This is a genomic window from Corynebacterium sp. LaCa_282 (assembly GCF_057198125.1).
Map to the genome: position 1 here is coordinate 283701 of NZ_CP191095.1, position 17187 is coordinate 300887.

The 17187-nt window shown below is 62.6% G+C and carries 15 protein-coding genes; 8 read left to right on the forward strand and 7 right to left on the reverse strand.

What is annotated here, in order from left to right; translation table 11 throughout:
• Positions 1–174: 174 nt before the first annotated feature.
• Complete coding sequence (pta, locus tag ACP8KU_RS01270; RefSeq protein ID WP_023029282.1) at positions 175–1542, forward strand: phosphate acetyltransferase; 1368 nt, start codon at positions 175–177, stop codon at positions 1540–1542.
• Positions 1543–2766 carry an acetate kinase gene (locus ACP8KU_RS01275; RefSeq protein WP_023029281.1) on the forward strand — a complete coding sequence of 408 codons (1224 nt, stop codon included), beginning with the start codon at positions 1543–1545 and terminating at the stop codon, positions 2764–2766. It begins immediately after the preceding gene.
• A gap of 3 nt (positions 2767–2769) precedes the next feature.
• On the opposite strand, the gene ACP8KU_RS01280 is transcribed toward ACP8KU_RS01275, so the two are convergent.
• The 3 genes from ACP8KU_RS01280 to ACP8KU_RS01290 are packed head-to-tail and all read right to left on the reverse strand — an operon-like array spanning position 2770 to position 8302.
• Positions 2770–5853 carry a serine/threonine protein kinase gene (locus ACP8KU_RS01280; RefSeq protein ID WP_484483851.1) on the reverse strand — a complete coding sequence of 1028 codons (3084 nt, stop codon included), beginning with the start codon at positions 5851–5853 and terminating at the stop codon, positions 2770–2772.
• Complete coding sequence (locus ACP8KU_RS01285) at positions 5850–6857, reverse strand: glutamate ABC transporter substrate-binding protein (protein WP_484483852.1); 1008 nt, start codon at positions 6855–6857, stop codon at positions 5850–5852. Before ACP8KU_RS01285 ends, ACP8KU_RS01280 begins: the two co-directional genes overlap by 4 nt.
• On the reverse strand, positions 6857–8302 hold the full coding sequence (locus tag ACP8KU_RS01290; RefSeq protein ID WP_484483853.1) for an MCP four helix bundle domain-containing protein: 1446 nt from the start codon (positions 8300–8302) through the stop codon (positions 6857–6859). Before ACP8KU_RS01290 ends, ACP8KU_RS01285 begins: the two co-directional genes overlap by 1 nt.
• 70 nt (positions 8303–8372) lie before the next feature.
• On the opposite strand from ACP8KU_RS01290, the gene ACP8KU_RS01295 reads away from it, so the two are divergent.
• Genes ACP8KU_RS01295 through ACP8KU_RS01305 form a run of 3 tightly spaced genes read left to right on the forward strand, consistent with a single transcriptional unit; the run spans position 8373 to position 10664 of the window.
• Positions 8373–8867, forward strand: coding sequence for an NUDIX domain-containing protein (locus tag ACP8KU_RS01295; RefSeq protein ID WP_005284954.1), 495 nt, complete (start codon positions 8373–8375; stop codon positions 8865–8867).
• Positions 8868–8897: 30 nt separating this feature from the next.
• Complete coding sequence (locus ACP8KU_RS01300) at positions 8898–9881, forward strand: ABC transporter ATP-binding protein (RefSeq protein WP_284624602.1); 984 nt, start codon at positions 8898–8900, stop codon at positions 9879–9881.
• Between the two features lie 6 nt (positions 9882–9887).
• Positions 9888–10664, forward strand: coding sequence for an ABC transporter permease (locus ACP8KU_RS01305; RefSeq protein WP_005284948.1), 777 nt, complete (start codon positions 9888–9890; stop codon positions 10662–10664).
• A 111-nt stretch (positions 10665–10775) separates the two neighbouring features.
• On the opposite strand, the gene ACP8KU_RS01310 is transcribed toward ACP8KU_RS01305, so the two are convergent.
• From ACP8KU_RS01310 to ACP8KU_RS01325, 4 genes are read right to left on the reverse strand one after another with little or no spacing between them, the layout of a single operon-like run.
• Positions 10776–12239: a phospholipase D-like domain-containing protein gene (locus tag ACP8KU_RS01310; protein WP_126319854.1), complete on the reverse strand. Its 1464-nt coding sequence runs from the start codon at positions 12237–12239 to the stop codon at positions 10776–10778.
• Complete coding sequence (locus ACP8KU_RS01315; protein WP_284639770.1) at positions 12240–13049, reverse strand: exodeoxyribonuclease III; 810 nt, start codon at positions 13047–13049, stop codon at positions 12240–12242. It lies immediately after the preceding gene.
• A 58-nt stretch (positions 13050–13107) separates the two neighbouring features.
• Complete coding sequence (locus ACP8KU_RS01320) at positions 13108–14109, reverse strand: N-acetylglutamate synthase, CG3035 family (RefSeq protein WP_023029272.1); 1002 nt, start codon at positions 14107–14109, stop codon at positions 13108–13110.
• A 2-nt stretch (positions 14110–14111) separates the two neighbouring features.
• Complete coding sequence (locus ACP8KU_RS01325; protein WP_023029271.1) at positions 14112–14735, reverse strand: peptide deformylase; 624 nt, start codon at positions 14733–14735, stop codon at positions 14112–14114.
• Between ACP8KU_RS01325 and ACP8KU_RS01330 the strand changes: the two genes are divergently transcribed.
• The 3 genes from ACP8KU_RS01330 to ACP8KU_RS01340 are packed head-to-tail and all read left to right on the forward strand — an operon-like array spanning position 14734 to position 17155.
• Positions 14734–15009 (forward strand): DUF3263 domain-containing protein, encoded by a 276-nt coding sequence (locus ACP8KU_RS01330; RefSeq protein WP_084519591.1) that lies wholly within the window; start codon positions 14734–14736, stop codon positions 15007–15009. The two genes, ACP8KU_RS01325 and ACP8KU_RS01330, sit on opposite strands and share 2 nt — an antisense overlap.
• Before the next feature lie 23 nt (positions 15010–15032).
• Positions 15033–15971 (forward strand): LytR C-terminal domain-containing protein, encoded by a 939-nt coding sequence (locus tag ACP8KU_RS01335; RefSeq protein ID WP_126319848.1) that lies wholly within the window; start codon positions 15033–15035, stop codon positions 15969–15971.
• 44 nt (positions 15972–16015) lie between these two features.
• Positions 16016–17155: a glutamate--cysteine ligase gene (locus ACP8KU_RS01340; protein ID WP_484483854.1), complete on the forward strand. Its 1140-nt coding sequence runs from the start codon at positions 16016–16018 to the stop codon at positions 17153–17155.
• The last annotated feature ends 32 nt before the right edge of the window (positions 17156–17187 follow it).

Sequence of the window (17187 nt, forward strand, 5' to 3'; positions counted from 1 at the left end):
ATTAATTGTCACGGTGCTCACAACCCCCAGTTTAGGAGGGCGCCGGGGCGCGGAAAAGCGGCTGATTCACGTACAGTGGAGACGTCACCACGTGCTAGTAACTGTGATGTACGGCATAATGTTACGGCGCGTGTTCCCAGAGTTCCCCGTGACGGTAAAGGAAAGGTAATCCGCATGTCTGCATCCCAGTCCACAGTGTTAAGCTCCATCGGCCGCGGCTTCGATGGCCTCGATATTCCCGCCTTGGCGAATAGCCTTGGCGCTGAATTGCTCCGCTTAGAAGATTTTGATCCCACCGTGGCGGATGTTTTGGCCAACGCGCCCACCGCCACTGCCGATGCCCTCCTGGTCCAAGGCACCGGCGAGATCTCCTTCGATGCGGAGGTCGCCGCCGCGCTGGGCCTGCCGCTGGTTATCATCTCCGGCGCCCCTGAGCGCGCGGCGGAGCTGGCGCAGCGCAAGGCCGAGTCCCTTGGAGCCACCGTGGCCGGCGTTTTCACCGATCTGGAGGCCGTGCCAGGTGCGTTGCAGGCCGCTGAGGAGACCGCGCCCGTCATGTCCGCGGACCTCTTCCAGAAGCAGCTCATCGACCAGGCCCGTTCCACCGGCTCCCACATCGTCCTGCCCGAGGGCGATGATGATCGCATCCTTGAAGCCGCCGATGCCCTGCTGCGCGATGAGGTCGCCCGGCTGACCATCTTGGGCAAGGAATCCGATATCCAGGCCCGCGCCAAGGAGCTGGGGCTGGATATTTCGGGCGCCGATATCATTGACCACCTGGAATCGCCGCTTGCAGAGGAATTCGCCGCCGATTTCGCGGAGCTGCGCAAGAAGAAGGGCGTGACCTTGGAGCAGGCCCGCGAGACCATGCAGGATATCTCCTACTTTGGCACCATGATGGTGCACAAGGGGCTTGCCGATGGCATGGTATCCGGCGCCGCCCACACCACCGCCCACACCATTAAGCCATCCTTCCAGATCATCAAGACCAAGCCGAATGCTTCGGTGGTCTCCTCCATCTTCCTGATGGTCATGCGCGGGCGCCTGTGGGCCTTCGGCGATTGCGCCGTGAACCCGAATCCCACCGCGGAACAGCTGGGCGAAATCGCCGTGGTTTCCGCGCAGACCGCGTCCCAGTTCGGCATCGATCCGCGCGTGGCTATGCTGTCCTACTCCACCGGTGCTTCCGGCACCGGCCCGGACGTCGAGCGCGCCATCGCGGCCGTCGAGGCCGCCAAGAAGCTGGATTCCTCGGTGAAGGTGGACGGCCCGCTGCAGTTCGACGCCGCCTGCGATCCGGGTGTTGCCGCAAAGAAGATGCCGGATTCCGATGTCGCCGGTAAGGCCAATGTCTTCGTCTTCCCCGATCTGGATGCCGGCAATATCGGCTATAAGACCGCGCAGCGCACCGGCGGCGCCTTGGCCGTGGGCCCCATCCTGCAGGGACTGAACAAGCCGGTCAATGATCTATCCCGCGGCGCTACCGTTCCGGACATCATCAATACCGTTGCCATTACCGCTATCCAGGCTGGAGAGAAATAAATGTCATACGTACTGGTCCTCAACTCGGGCTCCTCATCCATCAAGTTTCAGCTAGTGGACCCAACCGCTAGTGCCACGGATGATCCACTCGTATCTGGCCTGGTGGAACAGGTTGGCGAGCCGAGCGGCGCCATTACCATCAAGGTCGGCGGGGAAAAGGTCACTGAGGAACTGGAAGTTCCCGATCACTCCTTTGGCCTAAAGCGCGCCTTTGACCTGATGGATGATCATCAGGTGGGAACGAAGGACGTCGATATCATCGCCGTGGGACACCGCGTCGTGCACGGCGGCCGCCTCTTCTCGGAACCGCAGCTCATCGAGGATCAAATTGAATCGATGATCGAGGATCTCATCCCGCTGGCCCCGCTGCACAACCCGGCCAACCTGGACGGCATCCGCGTTGCGCGCAAGATCCTGCCGGATATTCCGCACGTGGCGGTCTTCGATACCGCCTTCTTCAATACCCTGCCGCCGGCCGCAGCGCTGTATGCCATCAATAGCGAGGTTGCCTCCAAGTACGATATCCGCCGCTACGGCTTCCACGGCACCTCACACGAGTTCGTCTCCCAGCAAGTGCCGAAGATCTTGGACCGCGATCCGGAGCACACGCACCAGATCACGCTGCACCTGGGCAATGGCGCCTCTGCGGCGGCCATCCGCAATGGCCGTGCCATCGATACCTCGATGGGCCTTACCCCGCTGGCTGGTCTCGCCATGGGTACGCGTACCGGTGATATCGACCCAGGCATCATCTTCCACCTGGTGCGCCAGGCGGGCATGAGCATCGACGACATCGATAAGCTGCTCAACAAGCAATCCGGTGTCAAGGGCATCGCGGGCGTCAATGACTTCCGTACGTTGCGCGAGCACATTGATAAGGGCGATGAAGACGCATGGCTGGCGTATAACATCTACATCCACCAGCTGCGCCGCTTCATCGGCTCCTACATGATTGCCCTGGGCCGCGTGGACGCGATTACCTTCACCGCCGGCGTGGGCGAAAATGACACCGAGGTGCGCCAGGACGCGCTGTACAACTTGGATATGTACGGCATCGACTTTGATAAGGAGCGCAACCTCGTCCGCTCCGATGAGCCGCGGGTCATCTCCACCGATGATTCGCCCGTCAAGGTCTTGGTGGTTCCCACCAACGAGGAGCTGGCCATCGCGCAGAAGTCTGCGGAGGTCGCCGCCCAGGCGCGCGAGGCCGGCCTTTTTAAGTAGGCCCTAGAAGGTGGTGATGGGCCGGACCTGGTTGGCCAAGTCCACCAGCGCGTAGCGGTGGCGGCTAAACGGGGCCTGGCGGGCAAGGGCCCGCAGGGTCTCGGCCAGGCCGGTGCGCAGGCCGCGCTGGGTAAAGGCGTACTCGAAGAGATCGTTGGGCGAGGACGCCCGCGCGAGATCGGCGTTGCGCAAAAAGTTCAGTCCCGCGGAGATGACGGCGATCTTGATTTGGAGAAAGCGCGGCTCGTTGGTGGGGACTTCTTCGAGGCGTCGGGCAGCGCGGCGAATGCGCGATTCCGATAGATTGTGCACGATAAGCTGCAGCACGGTGGTCAGCAGCGCCATACGGAAGTGACGCGAGGCATTGGGGACCTTATCCAAGGTTGCTACGGACAGCTCCACCTGCCCTTCCGCGCGCAATTGGCGGGCAAGCCCAAAAGCGGAGGATACGGTCGTGGGGTTGGTGGCCCAGACGATGCCGTACAGGCGCATGGAATTAAACCGCAGCGCGCCCGGGTCTTGGGTGACATGCGACCAGATTTCTGGCTGGCCCTCAAAGGCGGAAGAGGGGAGATCCGCCAGGGTGGTGTAGAGGTTGGAGCAGGCGCGGGCTACGGTGGCATCGATAAGCGATGTTTCACTGTAATCAATCTGCTGCAGGATGAGCTCATTGATGGCCGCGATGGCGAGCTTGGGGGCGGCCTCGCCGGGCAATAAATCTAGGACGGTAGCGAAGTACTCTTGGGCGTCGACGTAATCATCGTGCAAGAGCTCCGTAATGCCGGCGTACCACTGGTAGCGCCAGTCTTGGCCCAGGCGGTCCTCGATGGAGCCTAACCACTGGCGCGCCTCGTCGGTATAGCCCAGGTCGATCATGGAGCGCACCACGCCGAGGGGAATCTCGGCGGAATGCTCGTATTCCGGGGTGCGCATGGCCTGGCGCAGGGTCTCGAGGGCTTCCTGCGGCTCGGCATACGAGGTACCTTGCAGCAGGCTGGCGCCGACGTCGTCGCGGTCTACCAGGGGTGTTGGCAAGGCAGAGACGACCTCGGGGGCGGTGATTTGGATGGTGCGGTCGATGCCATCGATAAGCTGATCCGTGCGGAAGACCAGGTGCTTGGTGCCAAACGTGGTACGTTGCGGCGAGAAGAGCGAGTGCTGGGAGGGGTACTGGCGGCCGTCGCGGATGGCAAGCACCTCGCGCAGCACGCCGTAGAGCTGGGTGCGCAGCTCCTTGATGGAACTAAACCGGCGCTGGGGATCGCGGTGAGTGGCGCGCAGCAGCAGGCGGTAGAGGGAGAGGAAGCGTCGCAGCTCCGGTTCCGTGGACGGGTTGGGGATGCCAGGGAGGAAGACTCCGTCCTCGCTGGGCAGCTTGAGGCATAGCGCGGCCAGGGTGCGGCCGATGGTATAGATATCGCTGGCGATGGACGGCCCCTTGGAGGCGACTTCCGGGGCCTGAAAGCCCTGGGTACCGTAGATAAATCCGAATGCCCCGATGCCGGAAACCGCGCCCAAGTCGATGAGCTTGACCTGGTCCTCGGTGACGATGATGTTATCCGGCTTCAGATCGTTATAGACCACGCCGCGCGAGTGCAGGTACTCCAGCGCCGGCAGGATTTCCAGGATATAGCCAATGGCAATGTCAACGGGCAAAAGCTCGTTGGGCTGTTTATTGCGCCTGCTTCTTAGCGATGGCCCGCCCACGTACTCCATGACTATGAATCCACCTGGCACGCGGTCATCGTCGATGAAGTTAAAAATCTTGACGATGCCCGGGTGAGTAATGTCTGCCAGAAACTCGCGCTCCGCCTCGGCAGCGGCCGTCTCATCGGCGGACTTTTGGGCCTGCATGCCCTTGAGCACCACCACGCGCCCGGAGACGTAGTGGTCATTGGCCAGGTAAATCCAGCCCATGCCGCCGTGGGCGATGACGCCGAGGATTTCGTATTGCTCCGCGACCATATCGCCCGGTTCCAGCTGCGGCGGCGGAACCTTTTTGCCCTTGATCTTCTCTTTCGGGTCGATGAGGGCGGCGGTGGGATCGGCTGGGGTGATAAATGGCAGGCGCACCATGCCATCAGCCACCGGCCGCTCGGTGCGCTGCGTGCCGCGGCGCTCGCGGAAGGTATCGATCGCCTGCCGGCGCGAGCGTTCCGAGGACTTTTCCTGGGCCGTTTTCTCATCGCGCTCGCTCTCGCGCTGAGCACGGATATTCTCTAAGTCCGCGAGCAGGCTGGAGAGGTGATCCGGGTCGATGGAACCGTCGTCGTCTTCATCGTCATCGGCGAAAGGATCAAAGGCCACCGCCGAAGTCCCCGGATCCCCGCGGTGCTCGATGGGCTCGCTGGCGAACGGGTCATACGCCACGGCTGCCGTGCCCACCCCGCCGGTATCGCCGGGGACTCCGCGGCCGTCGGTAGAGCCTTTATCACCGCTCTCGTCGGCGGTGTTTCCGTTTCGCGCACCCTGGGCCGCGGTATCCTGACCAGCCGTGCTTTGGCCCGCCGTCCTTTGGCCTGCCGTCCTTTGTCCAGCTGTGCTTTGACCCGCCGTGCCCTGGGCAGCAGTGCTAGGGCCAGTCGTGCTGCCGTCCGTTGTTTGCCTGCTCGTTGCCTCCGTATCCGGGAAGGCAGCGGCGGGGGCTGTGCCAGGGACCTGCGCTGCGGCGGTATCGACATCAGCTTCGCTAGTGCCATTGTCGCTAGCACCAGCGTTGTGAGCGGTGGCCGAGGTGTCGGCCCCGACGTCGCGGTTGGCAGGCCTGCGGTTGGCAGCGTTGGTGCTCGCGGTGGGGGAGTCCGCGCCGGCGTTGGTAGCGGCGGTATCCGAGCCAGCGGCGGCGTTGGCGGCGTTGGCGGCGTTGGTGTCAGCGTCATCGGCTGTGCTGGCTGTGTTGGGGGAATCGGCGGCGTCGCGATCGCGGTCCTGGCTGCGGTCTGGGTTGGAGTCTTGGTCGCGGTCCCGGTCGGGGTCAGCGTCGCGGTAGGAGGCCTTGGTGGGCTGCCGGAATTGGCGCTGGGTATCGAGGTTTTCGGGCTCGAGGTATTCGAGCTCGTCTTCGCTGAAATTCGGGTTATGGTTCATGACTTATCTTCCTCGATGTATGTACCCGACGGCAGGGTGGGCTCGTCTAGGTAAGCGCCTAGCCACCTGTCAAAGATGTCGGACCACGTCCCGTCGCGGCGGATGCGCTCTAAGGTGGAATTGACCTGGCGCAGCAGCGGGCGGGTGTCATGATCCTTGTTGGGAAGGCGCGCGGCAACGCCGTAGTTCTCGGTATTTAGCGGCTCGCCCACGATGGAGGTGTAGGAATCCTGCGCGGCCATGCCGGAAAGCAGGGCATCATCAACCACCACGCCATCGGCTTGGTTGAGCTGCAGCGCCATGAGGCAATCGCCCCAGGAGCGGGTGATGAGGATATCGGACCGGGGGGCGCGCTCGCGGATGGTATCCAGCGCGGTGGACCCGCGCACCCCGCACAGCCTCTTGCCATCGGCGTCATCGATGGAATTCATCCCGGAGCTGGTGAGCACCAGCATGCGGGTCTGCGTGGTCATATAGGGGATGGAAAAGGCTACTTCCTTCTCGCGTTCGGGGCTAATGGTCATGGTGCGCACGATGATATCGACGATGCCATTATCCAGCGCGGCGGTGCGGTCGGAGGATTCGACGAAGCGGAAATCCACCTTATTGGGATCGCCGAAGATATCGCGGGCAATCTCGTGAGCGATATCGACTTCGAAGCCGCGGACATCGCCGGATGCGGCATCGCGGTAGCTCAGCAGGTTATTGGAGCGGTCCACGCCCACGATAAGGCGCCCGCGCTTGACGATGTCCGGCACCCGCTCCTTCGCCGTTTTATCATCCGGCCGGTAGGTGCCTTTGAGCTTGGTATCGTCTTCCTGCTTGGGGGCGTTGGTGCCGGCCTCTTCGATGGTGGAGCCTTCCGGCAGCGGCGGGCCGGGGCTGGCATCGAGTGCCTGCTGCTCGGGCGATTCCAGCGGCGGGACGGAGCGAATATCGCAGCCGGCCAGCGCGAGGATGCTGCAGGTTGCAACGATGGCGGTAAGCGGTGCACGGTAGCGCATTAGAGGTACTCCTGCAGTCGGGGACGAATGCCCAGCCACACCGCGAAGATGGCGCACAGGGTGAGCAGGAAGACAGCGGAGGAGACCGCGGTCATGGCGGTCAGCCCGCGCTCTAAGTAGGTGCGCATGGCGATGCGCGCCTGGCCGATGAGCTCCGAGAGCTCGCTATCGAGCTCATTAAAGGACTGTGCGGCCGTGGTCTCGCCATCCTCAGGATCCGTGATGGTGGCCTGGTAGACGGCTTCGTCATAGTCGCCTTCGCTCAGCGCAGCCATGAGCTTTTCGTGCGAGTCTTGCCACTTTTCGGTGGCGGCGCGGGCGCTGTGGATGAGTTCGGGATCGTTGACCTCGACATCATCATCATGCAGCGCGCTTTCATAATCGCCCAGCGCCTTTTCGATGGATTCCACGGATCCGGAAAAGCGCTCGAGCGTATCTTCCTCAGAGGAGCGCAGCACCAGCGCGAGGGTTTCTGAGGTGCGCGCCTGCTGGGCCTCAATGCGCGAGGCCGTCAAAGAATCCCACGGGCGCGAGGCGGTTTCAAAGCCCTGGTGGCCGGTGGACCAGGTCGCCAAGTTAGACAGTGCGACCCAGAAAATGGCCAAGAAGAGCAGCACCGTTGCGGTTAAAAAGCCGCGGTTAAACCGGCGGCGGGTCTGGCGCCACAGCCACCACTGCGCCACGATGAGGAAGAAGACCGCAGCCAAAAGGCCAGAGAGCGGCACCCACTGCGGCGAGGTGAGCTTTTGCTGCTGCTGGTTGACCTTCGCAGTGGTCAGCTGGAATAGCTCAGAGGCCGCCGGCAGGATATGCTCGCGCATGAGCGAGGAGGCATTGGACATATAGGAATTAGCCACGGCATTGCCGGCGCGGTGGTTCGAGCGCGCCTTTTCAATCATCGCGGTATAAATGGGCAGCTCGCGCTGGATGAAGGTAACGAGGTCGCGCACGCGGGCATCGTCAGGCGTGGTGCCCAGTACGGATTCGGTCGCGGCGATGGAGGCAGCATCGATGGCATCGTTATAGCGCTCGCGGTTGCCCTCTGATTCCACGCCGGCCTGCACGAATCCGGTGGTGGCGATGGTATCGGCCACCGACAGGGAACTATAGAGGTGGTGGGCCGCATTGGACATCGGCTCGGTGGTATTGAGCAGCTCGTCGAGGTCGGAGTGGCGGGCGGCGGAAGATTGGGACATCGATAAGCCGGCGGCTCCCAATGCCACTGTGAGGATCAGGGTGACGGTAAAAAGCTTGCCCGGGGTGGTGGAGGCGAAGTAATAAAACCGCCGCAGCAGGCGCGCCGGGCCCGCGAACCATTCCATGGCGCGGTGGGTCAGCCCGCTTAGGGCCGGGCGAGAGGGCGCGGTAACCTCATCCAGCCAGTGATCGCTGGGGTGAGCGTCCTCATCGCGCTCTGACTCTACCCGCACTGCCTGCTCAGTCATTCACTTAGAATAACGCCCCCAGTGTGCTGGGCGCCACCATTTACCCGCGTGTGTGGCTAGGATAGGAAATATGCATAACCCTCACAGTGGAGACGGCTGGGCGGCGGGCCCCAGTGGCATTCGCGTATGGGGAAAATTCGGTGCCGCCGGCCTCTTCCTCGTCGCTGGGCGCGAGGTGCTGCTGCAACACCGCGCCGCGTGGACCAATCATGGCAATACCTGGGGGATTCCCGGCGGGGCGCGGGACTTACAAGAAAGCCCCACCCAGGCCGCGTTGCGGGAAACGCACGAGGAATGCGCCATCGCGCCTGCCGATGTCGAGGTGCTCGACACCCAAGTAACGGCCGGGCCCTATCCACCGGCGGGGGATTTGCCGGGGGAGTGGACCTATACCACCGTGCTGGCGCGCACCCGCAGCGGCCTGCGCCTGCCCACCACCGCCAACGAGGAATCCCACGAGCTGCGCTGGGTGGGCCTGGATGAGGTGGAATCCCTGCCGCTCATCGCGCCATTTCGCCACGCCTTTCCCGCCCTGCGGCGGCGGGTGGAAAAATTGAACCGGTAAGGTATCCAAAAATATGGCATTCTAGTGCTCATGATTGAAGTACAAGGACTGACTAAGGATTACGGGTCTGTCCGCGCCGTTGAGGATCTCACCTTTCAGGTAAAGCCCGGTGTGGTCACCGGCTTCCTGGGGCCCAATGGTGCCGGCAAATCCACCACCATGCGGATGATCGTGGGCCTGGATGAGCCCACGGCCGGCGAGGTCCGCGTCAACGGCAAGCACTACCGCGATCTCGCGCACCCGCTGCGCGAGGTGGGCGCGCTTTTGGACGCGAAGGCGGTGCACCCCAACCGCACGGCCGCGAATCACCTGAAGTGGATGGCGGCGGCCAATGGCATCCCCACCTCCCGCGTGGATGAGGTGCTGGGGCTGGTGGGGCTTTCCGATGTCGCCGGTAAGAAAGCCGGCGGCTTTTCCCTCGGCATGGGCCAGCGCTTGGGGCTTGCGGGCGCGCTATTGGGCGATCCCGGAATCCTCATCCTGGATGAGCCGGTCAACGGCCTGGATCCAGAGGGCATCCGCTGGGTGCGCCAGCTCGTGCGCGCGCTGGCTGCAGAAGGCCGCACCATTTTGATTTCTTCCCACCTCTTGTCCGAGATGGCCCAGACCGCGGATCACCTCGTGGTCATTGGCAAGGGGAAGATGGTTGCGGATAAGCCGACCCACGAGTTCGTCCGCGGCCACTCGCAGTCCTTGGTGTATGTGCGCTCTAACCACCTTCCGGAATTCGGGGAGGCCCTCAAGAAGGAGGGCGTTTCCTTTACCGAATCCAAGGACGAGGAGGGCCGCCCGCGGCTCGAGGTCATCAACCAGACCACCGAGTTCGTGGGCGAGCTTGCCTATTCCACCGGGGTGCCGCTGCACGAGCTCACCCTGAAAAGCGCTTCGCTGGAGGATGCGTTCATGGATCTCACCGGCGATGCCGTGCAGTATCACGCCGGCACGCCTGGCGCGCAGCCAGGCCAGCCAGGCCAGTCCGGTGGGTTCGCCCGCCCCAACGAGCAGGAGGTTTAATCCGCCATGTTGAATATCTTGAAATCCGAGTGGATTAAGCTGCGTACCACCCGCTCCTTCTGGTGGACCACCGCACTATTCCTCCTGTTTTCGTGGGGCTGGGCCGGCACCAGCGCCGCGTTGATGGAGCCGCTCGAGCCGGAGGCCATTGACATGGGCTTCCAACTTATTGAGCCCGAGTTTACCGTCGTATTCCTGGTGACCTTGGGCCTGCCTGTGCTGATGATTCAGGCCATCATGCTGGTGACCACGGAATATCGCTTCGGCACCCAAGCGATTACCTTCATGGCCTCCCCGCGGCGCGGGAGCGTGGCCGTGGCCAAGCTGGTCTTATACGCGGTCATCGCGGCCGTACTGACCTTCATCGGTGTGGTGGGCGCGTACCTGCTTACGGATCTGCTTGCCGATAGCTCCATTTCCGCCACCTTCGACCCCTGGAACGATGAAGTCGGCCGCGAACAGCTGTGGAAGTACCCACTGGCCGCAGCCCTTGTGGTGGCCTTTGCCCAAGGCGTTGGCATGCTCATTCGCCAGACCGCGGGTTCTGTGGCGCTGTGCCTCATCCTGTACCTGGGCGTGGACCAGATGGTCAGCATGATTCCCGTCGTCGGCGATAAGATCGGCAGCTACATGCCCTTTACCGCCTTCCAGAACTGGCTGTTCAATACCCCAGTGGATAACGCGCTGTGGACCGAGGCCGCAGGCAGTGGCGTAGTCTTCTTTATTTGGGCCGCGGTCCTATGGGGCGCTGGCGTCTTCGTGCTGCACAAGCGCGATGCTTAACCGCTGCGCCCTAGGGTTGCTCCCTAGTTAGGGAGCAACGGATTCCTTGGGCGAGGCGGTTTTAGGGGCGGGGAAGGATTCGGGGTTGGGAGGGGCATCGGCAAGCAGAGCTTATTGCAGGGCCGAGGTCAGCCGCATGACGTTATCGATATAACGGCGCACGAACCCGCGCTGGTTCCACTCCTCGAGGGTGAGCTCGTGGCAGACCGCGCGGTAATTGGCGGCGAGCTGGTTGAACTGGGCGAGGAGATCGCCCTTGGCCACGAGCATGGTGGTCTCATAGTTGAGGCCGAAGGAGCGCGGATCCATATTGGACGAGCCGAACATGCACAGCGGATTGAACTCCTGGTCATCTGGATCCGTGATGATGAACTTGGAGTGCAAAACATAAGGGTAGGGGAATTGGTAGATATGCACCCCGGCCTCAAGCAGCGCCTGGTAATACGAGGACTGGGCGTGGTTGACCATGAATTGGTCCGCGGTATCGGAGACATAAAGCTCCACATCCACCCCGCGGTAGCAGGCGGTGGTCACGGCCTCTAAGAGGGATTCATCCGGCACGAAATACGGCGAGCACAGCACCAGGCGCTGCTTGGCGTGGTGCACCAGGGAATTAAACATGCGCAGGTTCGGCTCGGTGGTATAGCCGGGGCCGGAGGGAATCATCTGCAGGTAGTTGGCGTCGACTGTTTGGGCATCGTCATACGGCAGCTCATCCAGCGGGAGGTTCTCGCCGGATTCGGTATACCAATCCACCGCGAAGACTGCGGTCATGGCGGTGACGATGGGGCCAGACAGTTCCACCATGTAATCGATCCAAAAGCGGTCAGTGGTTTTATATTGGCGTTTGATCAGGTTGATGGAACCGATAAAGCCCACCTCGCCATCGATGATGACGAGCTTGCGGTGGTTGCGCAGATCCGGGCGGCGGAAGCGGCCCTTGTGCAGCTGGATGGGCAGCATGAGGCGCCAGTCCACGCCGATGTCTGTCAGTTTGTCCCCCAGCGAGGAATAACCCTTGTACTTAAAACTGCCAATCTGATCCAGTAGCAGGCGGACCTTGACGCCGCGGGCGGTGGCGCGGGCGAGGGCCTGGAAAAACACATCCGTGACCTCGTCCCAGGACTGGATATAGACCTCGATGGAGACGTACTTTTCGGCGCGGTCCACGGCCGCGGCGATGGAGCGAATGCATTCATCGTAATCCGCATGCAGGCCTAGGTTGTGGCCAATGAGCGCTGGAAAGCCGGTTAACTCGCGGTTGAGCTTGATGACGGATTCCACCTCGGCCGACAGGATGCCCTTCGGGTGATCCGGGGTGCGGGCGGAAATATCCTCGAGGCGCTCATTGGCCTCTTGCTGGATGCGGTGGCGGCGCCGGTTGATATACGGCGAGCCCATGAGCAAAAACAGCGGCAGGCCGATGACGGGCAGCACCAAAATAGCCAGCAGCCATGCCGTGGAATTGGAGGGCCGGCGGCCTTCTGGCACGAAGCCGACGGCGATGATCTTGATGGAATAATCGACGATGAGGAAGGCCAGCTGCCAGAAGCTGAGATCGAGCGACCAGGTCATTTAACGCACGGAATCGAAATCGGGCAGATCGAAATCTGCATGAAGCGGGCAGTGATCGGAGGTCTTTTCGCCGGCGCGCTCCTCCATGTCTACGCGGGCGCCGGTGACGTGCTTGGCCAAAGGCGGCGAGGCCAGCTGGAAATCGATGCGCATGCCTTCATTCTTGTGAAAGCGCATCCCCTTGTAATCAAAGTAGGTATAGCGCTGGTCTTCGGTAAACCGGCGCGTGACCTCTTCCAGGCCGGCCTCCTCAAGCATCTGGAAGGCGGCGCGCTCGGGTTCGGTGACATGCGTCTTGCCGCGGAAGGCCTCGATATCCCAGACGTCTTCATCGCGCGGGGCGATATTGAAATCACCGGTTAGAAGCAGCTTCGATTGGGCACGGCCGGCGGCGTAGCGGGCGAGCTGGTAGAGAAAATCCAGCTTGTAGTCATAGTGGCGGTCTGTGATCTCGCGGCCGTTGGGGATATACAGCGACCAGATTTCTACCCCGCGGATGCGTGCACCAAGCGCCCGGGCCTCGCGGTCCTGGGGCTTTTCTGGGTCCTTGGCAAAGCCAGGCTGGTGGGGGAATCCGGTAAAGACTTCCTCTGGTTCTTCTTTGGAAATGATGGCCACGCCATTCCATTGGTTGAGGCCATGGCAGGTGACATGGTAGCCGGCGTCCTCGAAGGCCTCGCGGGGGAATTTATCGTCCTTGACCTTCGTCTCTTGTAAGCACAGCACGTCGATGTCGTGCGTGTGGAGAAGGTCCAGCGCCCGCTGGGCGCGGGTGCGAACGGAGTTGATATTCCACGTGGTGATGCGCATGGATAATACAGTACCGCGCGGGCAATGGCCCGGACTAGTCCAGGCCGCGGGCGGCGGGCTAGTCGCGCAGCCGGGCGTAGATCTGGCGGTGTTGCTCGATGAACCCCAGCTTTTCGTACAGGCGAATGCCGGCGGTATTAGAAGCCAGGACATCGAGGTAGGCGTGCTTCGCGCCCTGCTCGCGCCCCCAGCGCAGCATATGCTCGCCCAAAAGCGCTCCTAAGCCCTGGCGGCGGTGCGCGGGCGATACCTCCACGGCGGAGTATCCCAGCCAGGCGGTGCCGTCGCCGGATTCGGTGATGGTGCCGCGGGTGATGGCGACGGTCTCGCCGCCAATAACGAGCCGCCCAAAGCCCATCGAGCCCTCGATGCGGGCGCGCAGGTATTCCAGGGCCTGGGCGGGTAGCGCCTGGCCGCGGAAGTGGTACATCTGCAGCCACGCTTCATCGGGTTGGTCATCGATGCGAAACTCCGCGCCGCTGGGGTGGGAGCCCGGGATCTCGGCGGATAGCGCCTCGAGATCGCGCAGGACCATGACGAGGATTTCGGGTTCGGTGTGCCAGGTGGCATCGGCAAGCAGGCGCTCTGCAGGCTTGCCAATGCGCTCCGGGATGAGCAGGCGGACCGGGAGATCGTGGCGGCGGTAGAACTCCGTGATTTCCGCGAGCGGCACCGGGTTGAAGCCCGCGGAGGGCCCGAGCGGGACGGCGGAATTGGACCGGCCCGTCACGCCATCGCCGGCGCGCATGAGCCAGGCGCCGTCCGAGGTCCACGTGTGTTCCTTGCCGGGAAAGGCCTGGGCGGTGGCGTATTCGACGGCGCGGATATCGGAATTGCGCACCATGCGCGGTGAAAGGCGCTTGATAATCTTCAGCTGCTCGGGGGCGATTTCCACGGCCTCGAGATCGGAAGGGTAGCCGCCGACCTGCTGCGGGCGGATGACCAGCGGCTCGAGGCTGAGGACGTGGCCAATGACATCGCTATGTACCCCGCCGAAATCGCGCCGGGCCACGACGCGATCGCCTACCTGCACGTTATCGGAGCGAAAGATGCCGGACATGATTAATCGTCGTGCCCGAAGGGGTCTTCGTCCTCGCCCGGCATCCAGGAATAGCCCGGCTCGGTCCAGCCATTGCGCTTAATGGCCTTCTTAGCCTGGCGCTTGTAGCGGCCGATGAGGGTATCGGTATACAAGTAGCCATCGAGGTGGCCGGTTTCGTGCTGCAGGCAGCGGGCGAAAAAGCCGTAGCCCTCCACGGTGATGTCGTTGCCGTGCTCGTCCTTGCCGGTCACGCGCGCCCAGTCGGCGCGGCCGGTGGGAAAGCCCTCGCCCGGCACGGAGAGGCAGCCTTCGTCATCGGAGCCGTCATCGGCAGGCATGGTCTCTGGAATCTCGGAGGTCTCCAGCACCGGGTTGATAACGCAGCCCTTGCGCATGCCGGCCTTATCCGCAGGCAGCTCGGTGCCATCCGGGCCTTCGGTATCGGGGCAGTGGTACACGAAGAGCCGTTTGCCGATGCCCACCTGGTTCGCCGCCAAGCCCACGCCATGGGCAACTTCCATGGTCTCGTACATGTCCGCGATGAGCTGTTGCATCTCGGGGCTGGAAATCTCGGATTCTTCCACCGGTGTGGTGGGCTGATGAAGCACGGGCTCGCCGTGGATAACGATGGGACGAATAGTCATGTTCTACAGTTTAAGCATGAACCCCTTGTCTGACCTAGACGCCGCCATTTTAGACTTTGAGGAAACCGCCCCGCGCAGCATTGGCCGCAAGGAAGAGGCCATTCGCGCGCAGCTGGATATCTCGCCGGTGCGCTATCACCAACGCCTCAACCTGCTTCTCGATGTCCCCGCCGCCGCCGAATCCCATCCCCTCTTGGTGGCCCGGCTAAAGCGCCTGCGGGAGGAGCGCGAAAATACGCGGCGCGCCGCGCGGGGAAATACCCCACCGCGTTAGAACCTGCTACTAGTGTTACTGAAGTGACTAAAGAGAATCCGGATAATCTATACGATCAGCAATTCGACGACGCCGCCGGCGATGACGCCGCGGCCGATTATGGCGATGCTTATTATGACGACGCCTACGAAGGTGCTTACGACGGCGCTTATGACGATGAGGTAGACGGCGAGGACGTTGCTGCTGGCGCTGCCGGGGCTGGGGCCGGGGCCGCCGCGGCCAGGACCGGCGGCGGTGGGGGAGGCGCCCACGCCAAAAAGAGCGGTTTACCACTGCGCGGGCTCGCCATGGTGCTTATCGCCGTGGCCGTGATGCTTGGCCTGTGGGGCCTTTATGCCATGACCTCGGAGGACGATGATTCGACCGTCGCTTCCGATTCCGAGCAGTCGAAGTCAGACGGCTCCGCCAATGGCGGCCAAGAGGGCAACGGCGCCGACGGCCCTGCCGCGGATGGCGCGCGCGGCGATGGTTCCCGTGCCGATGGCGCCAATAACCAGCCGCCTCGCGAGGGTGAGAACGCGCACCCGAACGGCGGCGCCGAGGGCGAGGCTAACCGCGACGCCAACCGCGATACCGGCGCGCGCGATCAGCACGGTGAAGGCCGCGCCGGGGATGAAGCCCGGGCCGGCGGCAATGATGCGCCGTCTGCCGCGCGTGACCGCAATGACATTAAGGTCAGCGTGCTTAATAACTCCGGTGAATCCGATAAGGCCAAGAACGAAGCCGATGTGTTGAAGGACGGCGGCTTCAAGGTGGGCTATGTGGGCAACCTGCCAGGCGATGTCCTGACCGTGCCCAAGACCACCGTCTTCTACCCTGAGGGCGATGCCTCCGCGGAGTCGCTGGCCAAGGAGGTAGCCGCGCGCTACCAGGCAGAAGTAAAGCCCATGAATAAGGACCTGCCCAAGGAAGCCACCGAGGACGGCGCCGTCGTGGTCGCTCTCGCCGTCCCCCAGGCCTAAATAAAATTCATGGAATATTACCTGCCACCCGTTAAGCTGGACCAGTGAAGATTCCGGCAGAAGTATTCGCCCGTTCCCCCGAGCCCACGCTCGGGGTGGAATGGGAAGTCGCGCTCGTGGACCGCGACTCGCGCGATCTCGTCCCGCGCGGGGCTGAGCTGATCGATCTCGCCACTGCCGTCCACCCCGATATTCATGTGGAAAAGGAATTCCTGCAGAATACGGTGGAACTAGTCACGGGCATTTGCTCCACGGTGCCAGAAGCCATCGCGGAGCTAGAAACCTCGCTGGCGGCCGTGGAAGAAGCCGCGGATAAGCTCGGCATCGATGTGTGGGCCTCTGGCGGGCACCCGTTTACGGATTTCCGGGAAAACCCGCTGTCAGATAAACCCAGCTATCAAGAGATCATCGCCCGCACCCAGTACTGGGGCAAGCAGATGCTGCTATGGGGCACCCACGTCCACGTGGGCATCAGCCACGAGGATCGGGTCTGGCCCATCATCAATGCGCTGATGACAAAGTACCCCCACCTTTTGGCTATCTCTGCCTGCTCGCCGGGGTGGGAAGGCTTGGATACGGGCTACGCCTCCAATCGCACGATGCTCTATCAACAGCTGCCCACCGCCGGCATGCCTTACCAATTTTTCACGTGGGGCGAGTGGCAGTCCTATATGCGGGATCAGGCTATCTCCGGGGTCATTAACCACACCGGCTCGATGCACTTCGATATCCGCCCAGCCTCGAAGTGGGGCACCGTAGAGGTCCGCGTATCCGATGCCACCTCGAATCTGCGGGAGCTCTCCGCCGTCGTCGCGCTCACGCACTGCTTGGTCGTGCACTATGACCGCATGATCGACGCGGGCGAGGAGTTGCCCGTCTTGCAGCCGTGGCACGTGGCGGAAAACAAATGGCGCGGGGCGCGCTACGGCATGGATGCCCTCGTTATTACCTCGCGCGACACGGACGAGGCCTGGGTCAAAGATGAACTGACCCAGATGGTCGAAGAACTAACTCCCTTGGCCCGTGAGCTGGGCTGCGCGGAAGAACTGGCCGTAGTGCACGAAATCATCGACGGCGGCGCCGGATACGAACGCCAACGCCGGCTCTTCCAAGAAACCGGCAGCTGGCGCGATGTCGTCGAAGAAACCTGCCGCGAACTGCACACCTTCCGACCGGTGCGCTAATTAGCTAACCGACGTTCGGCTAAGCCTGCGCC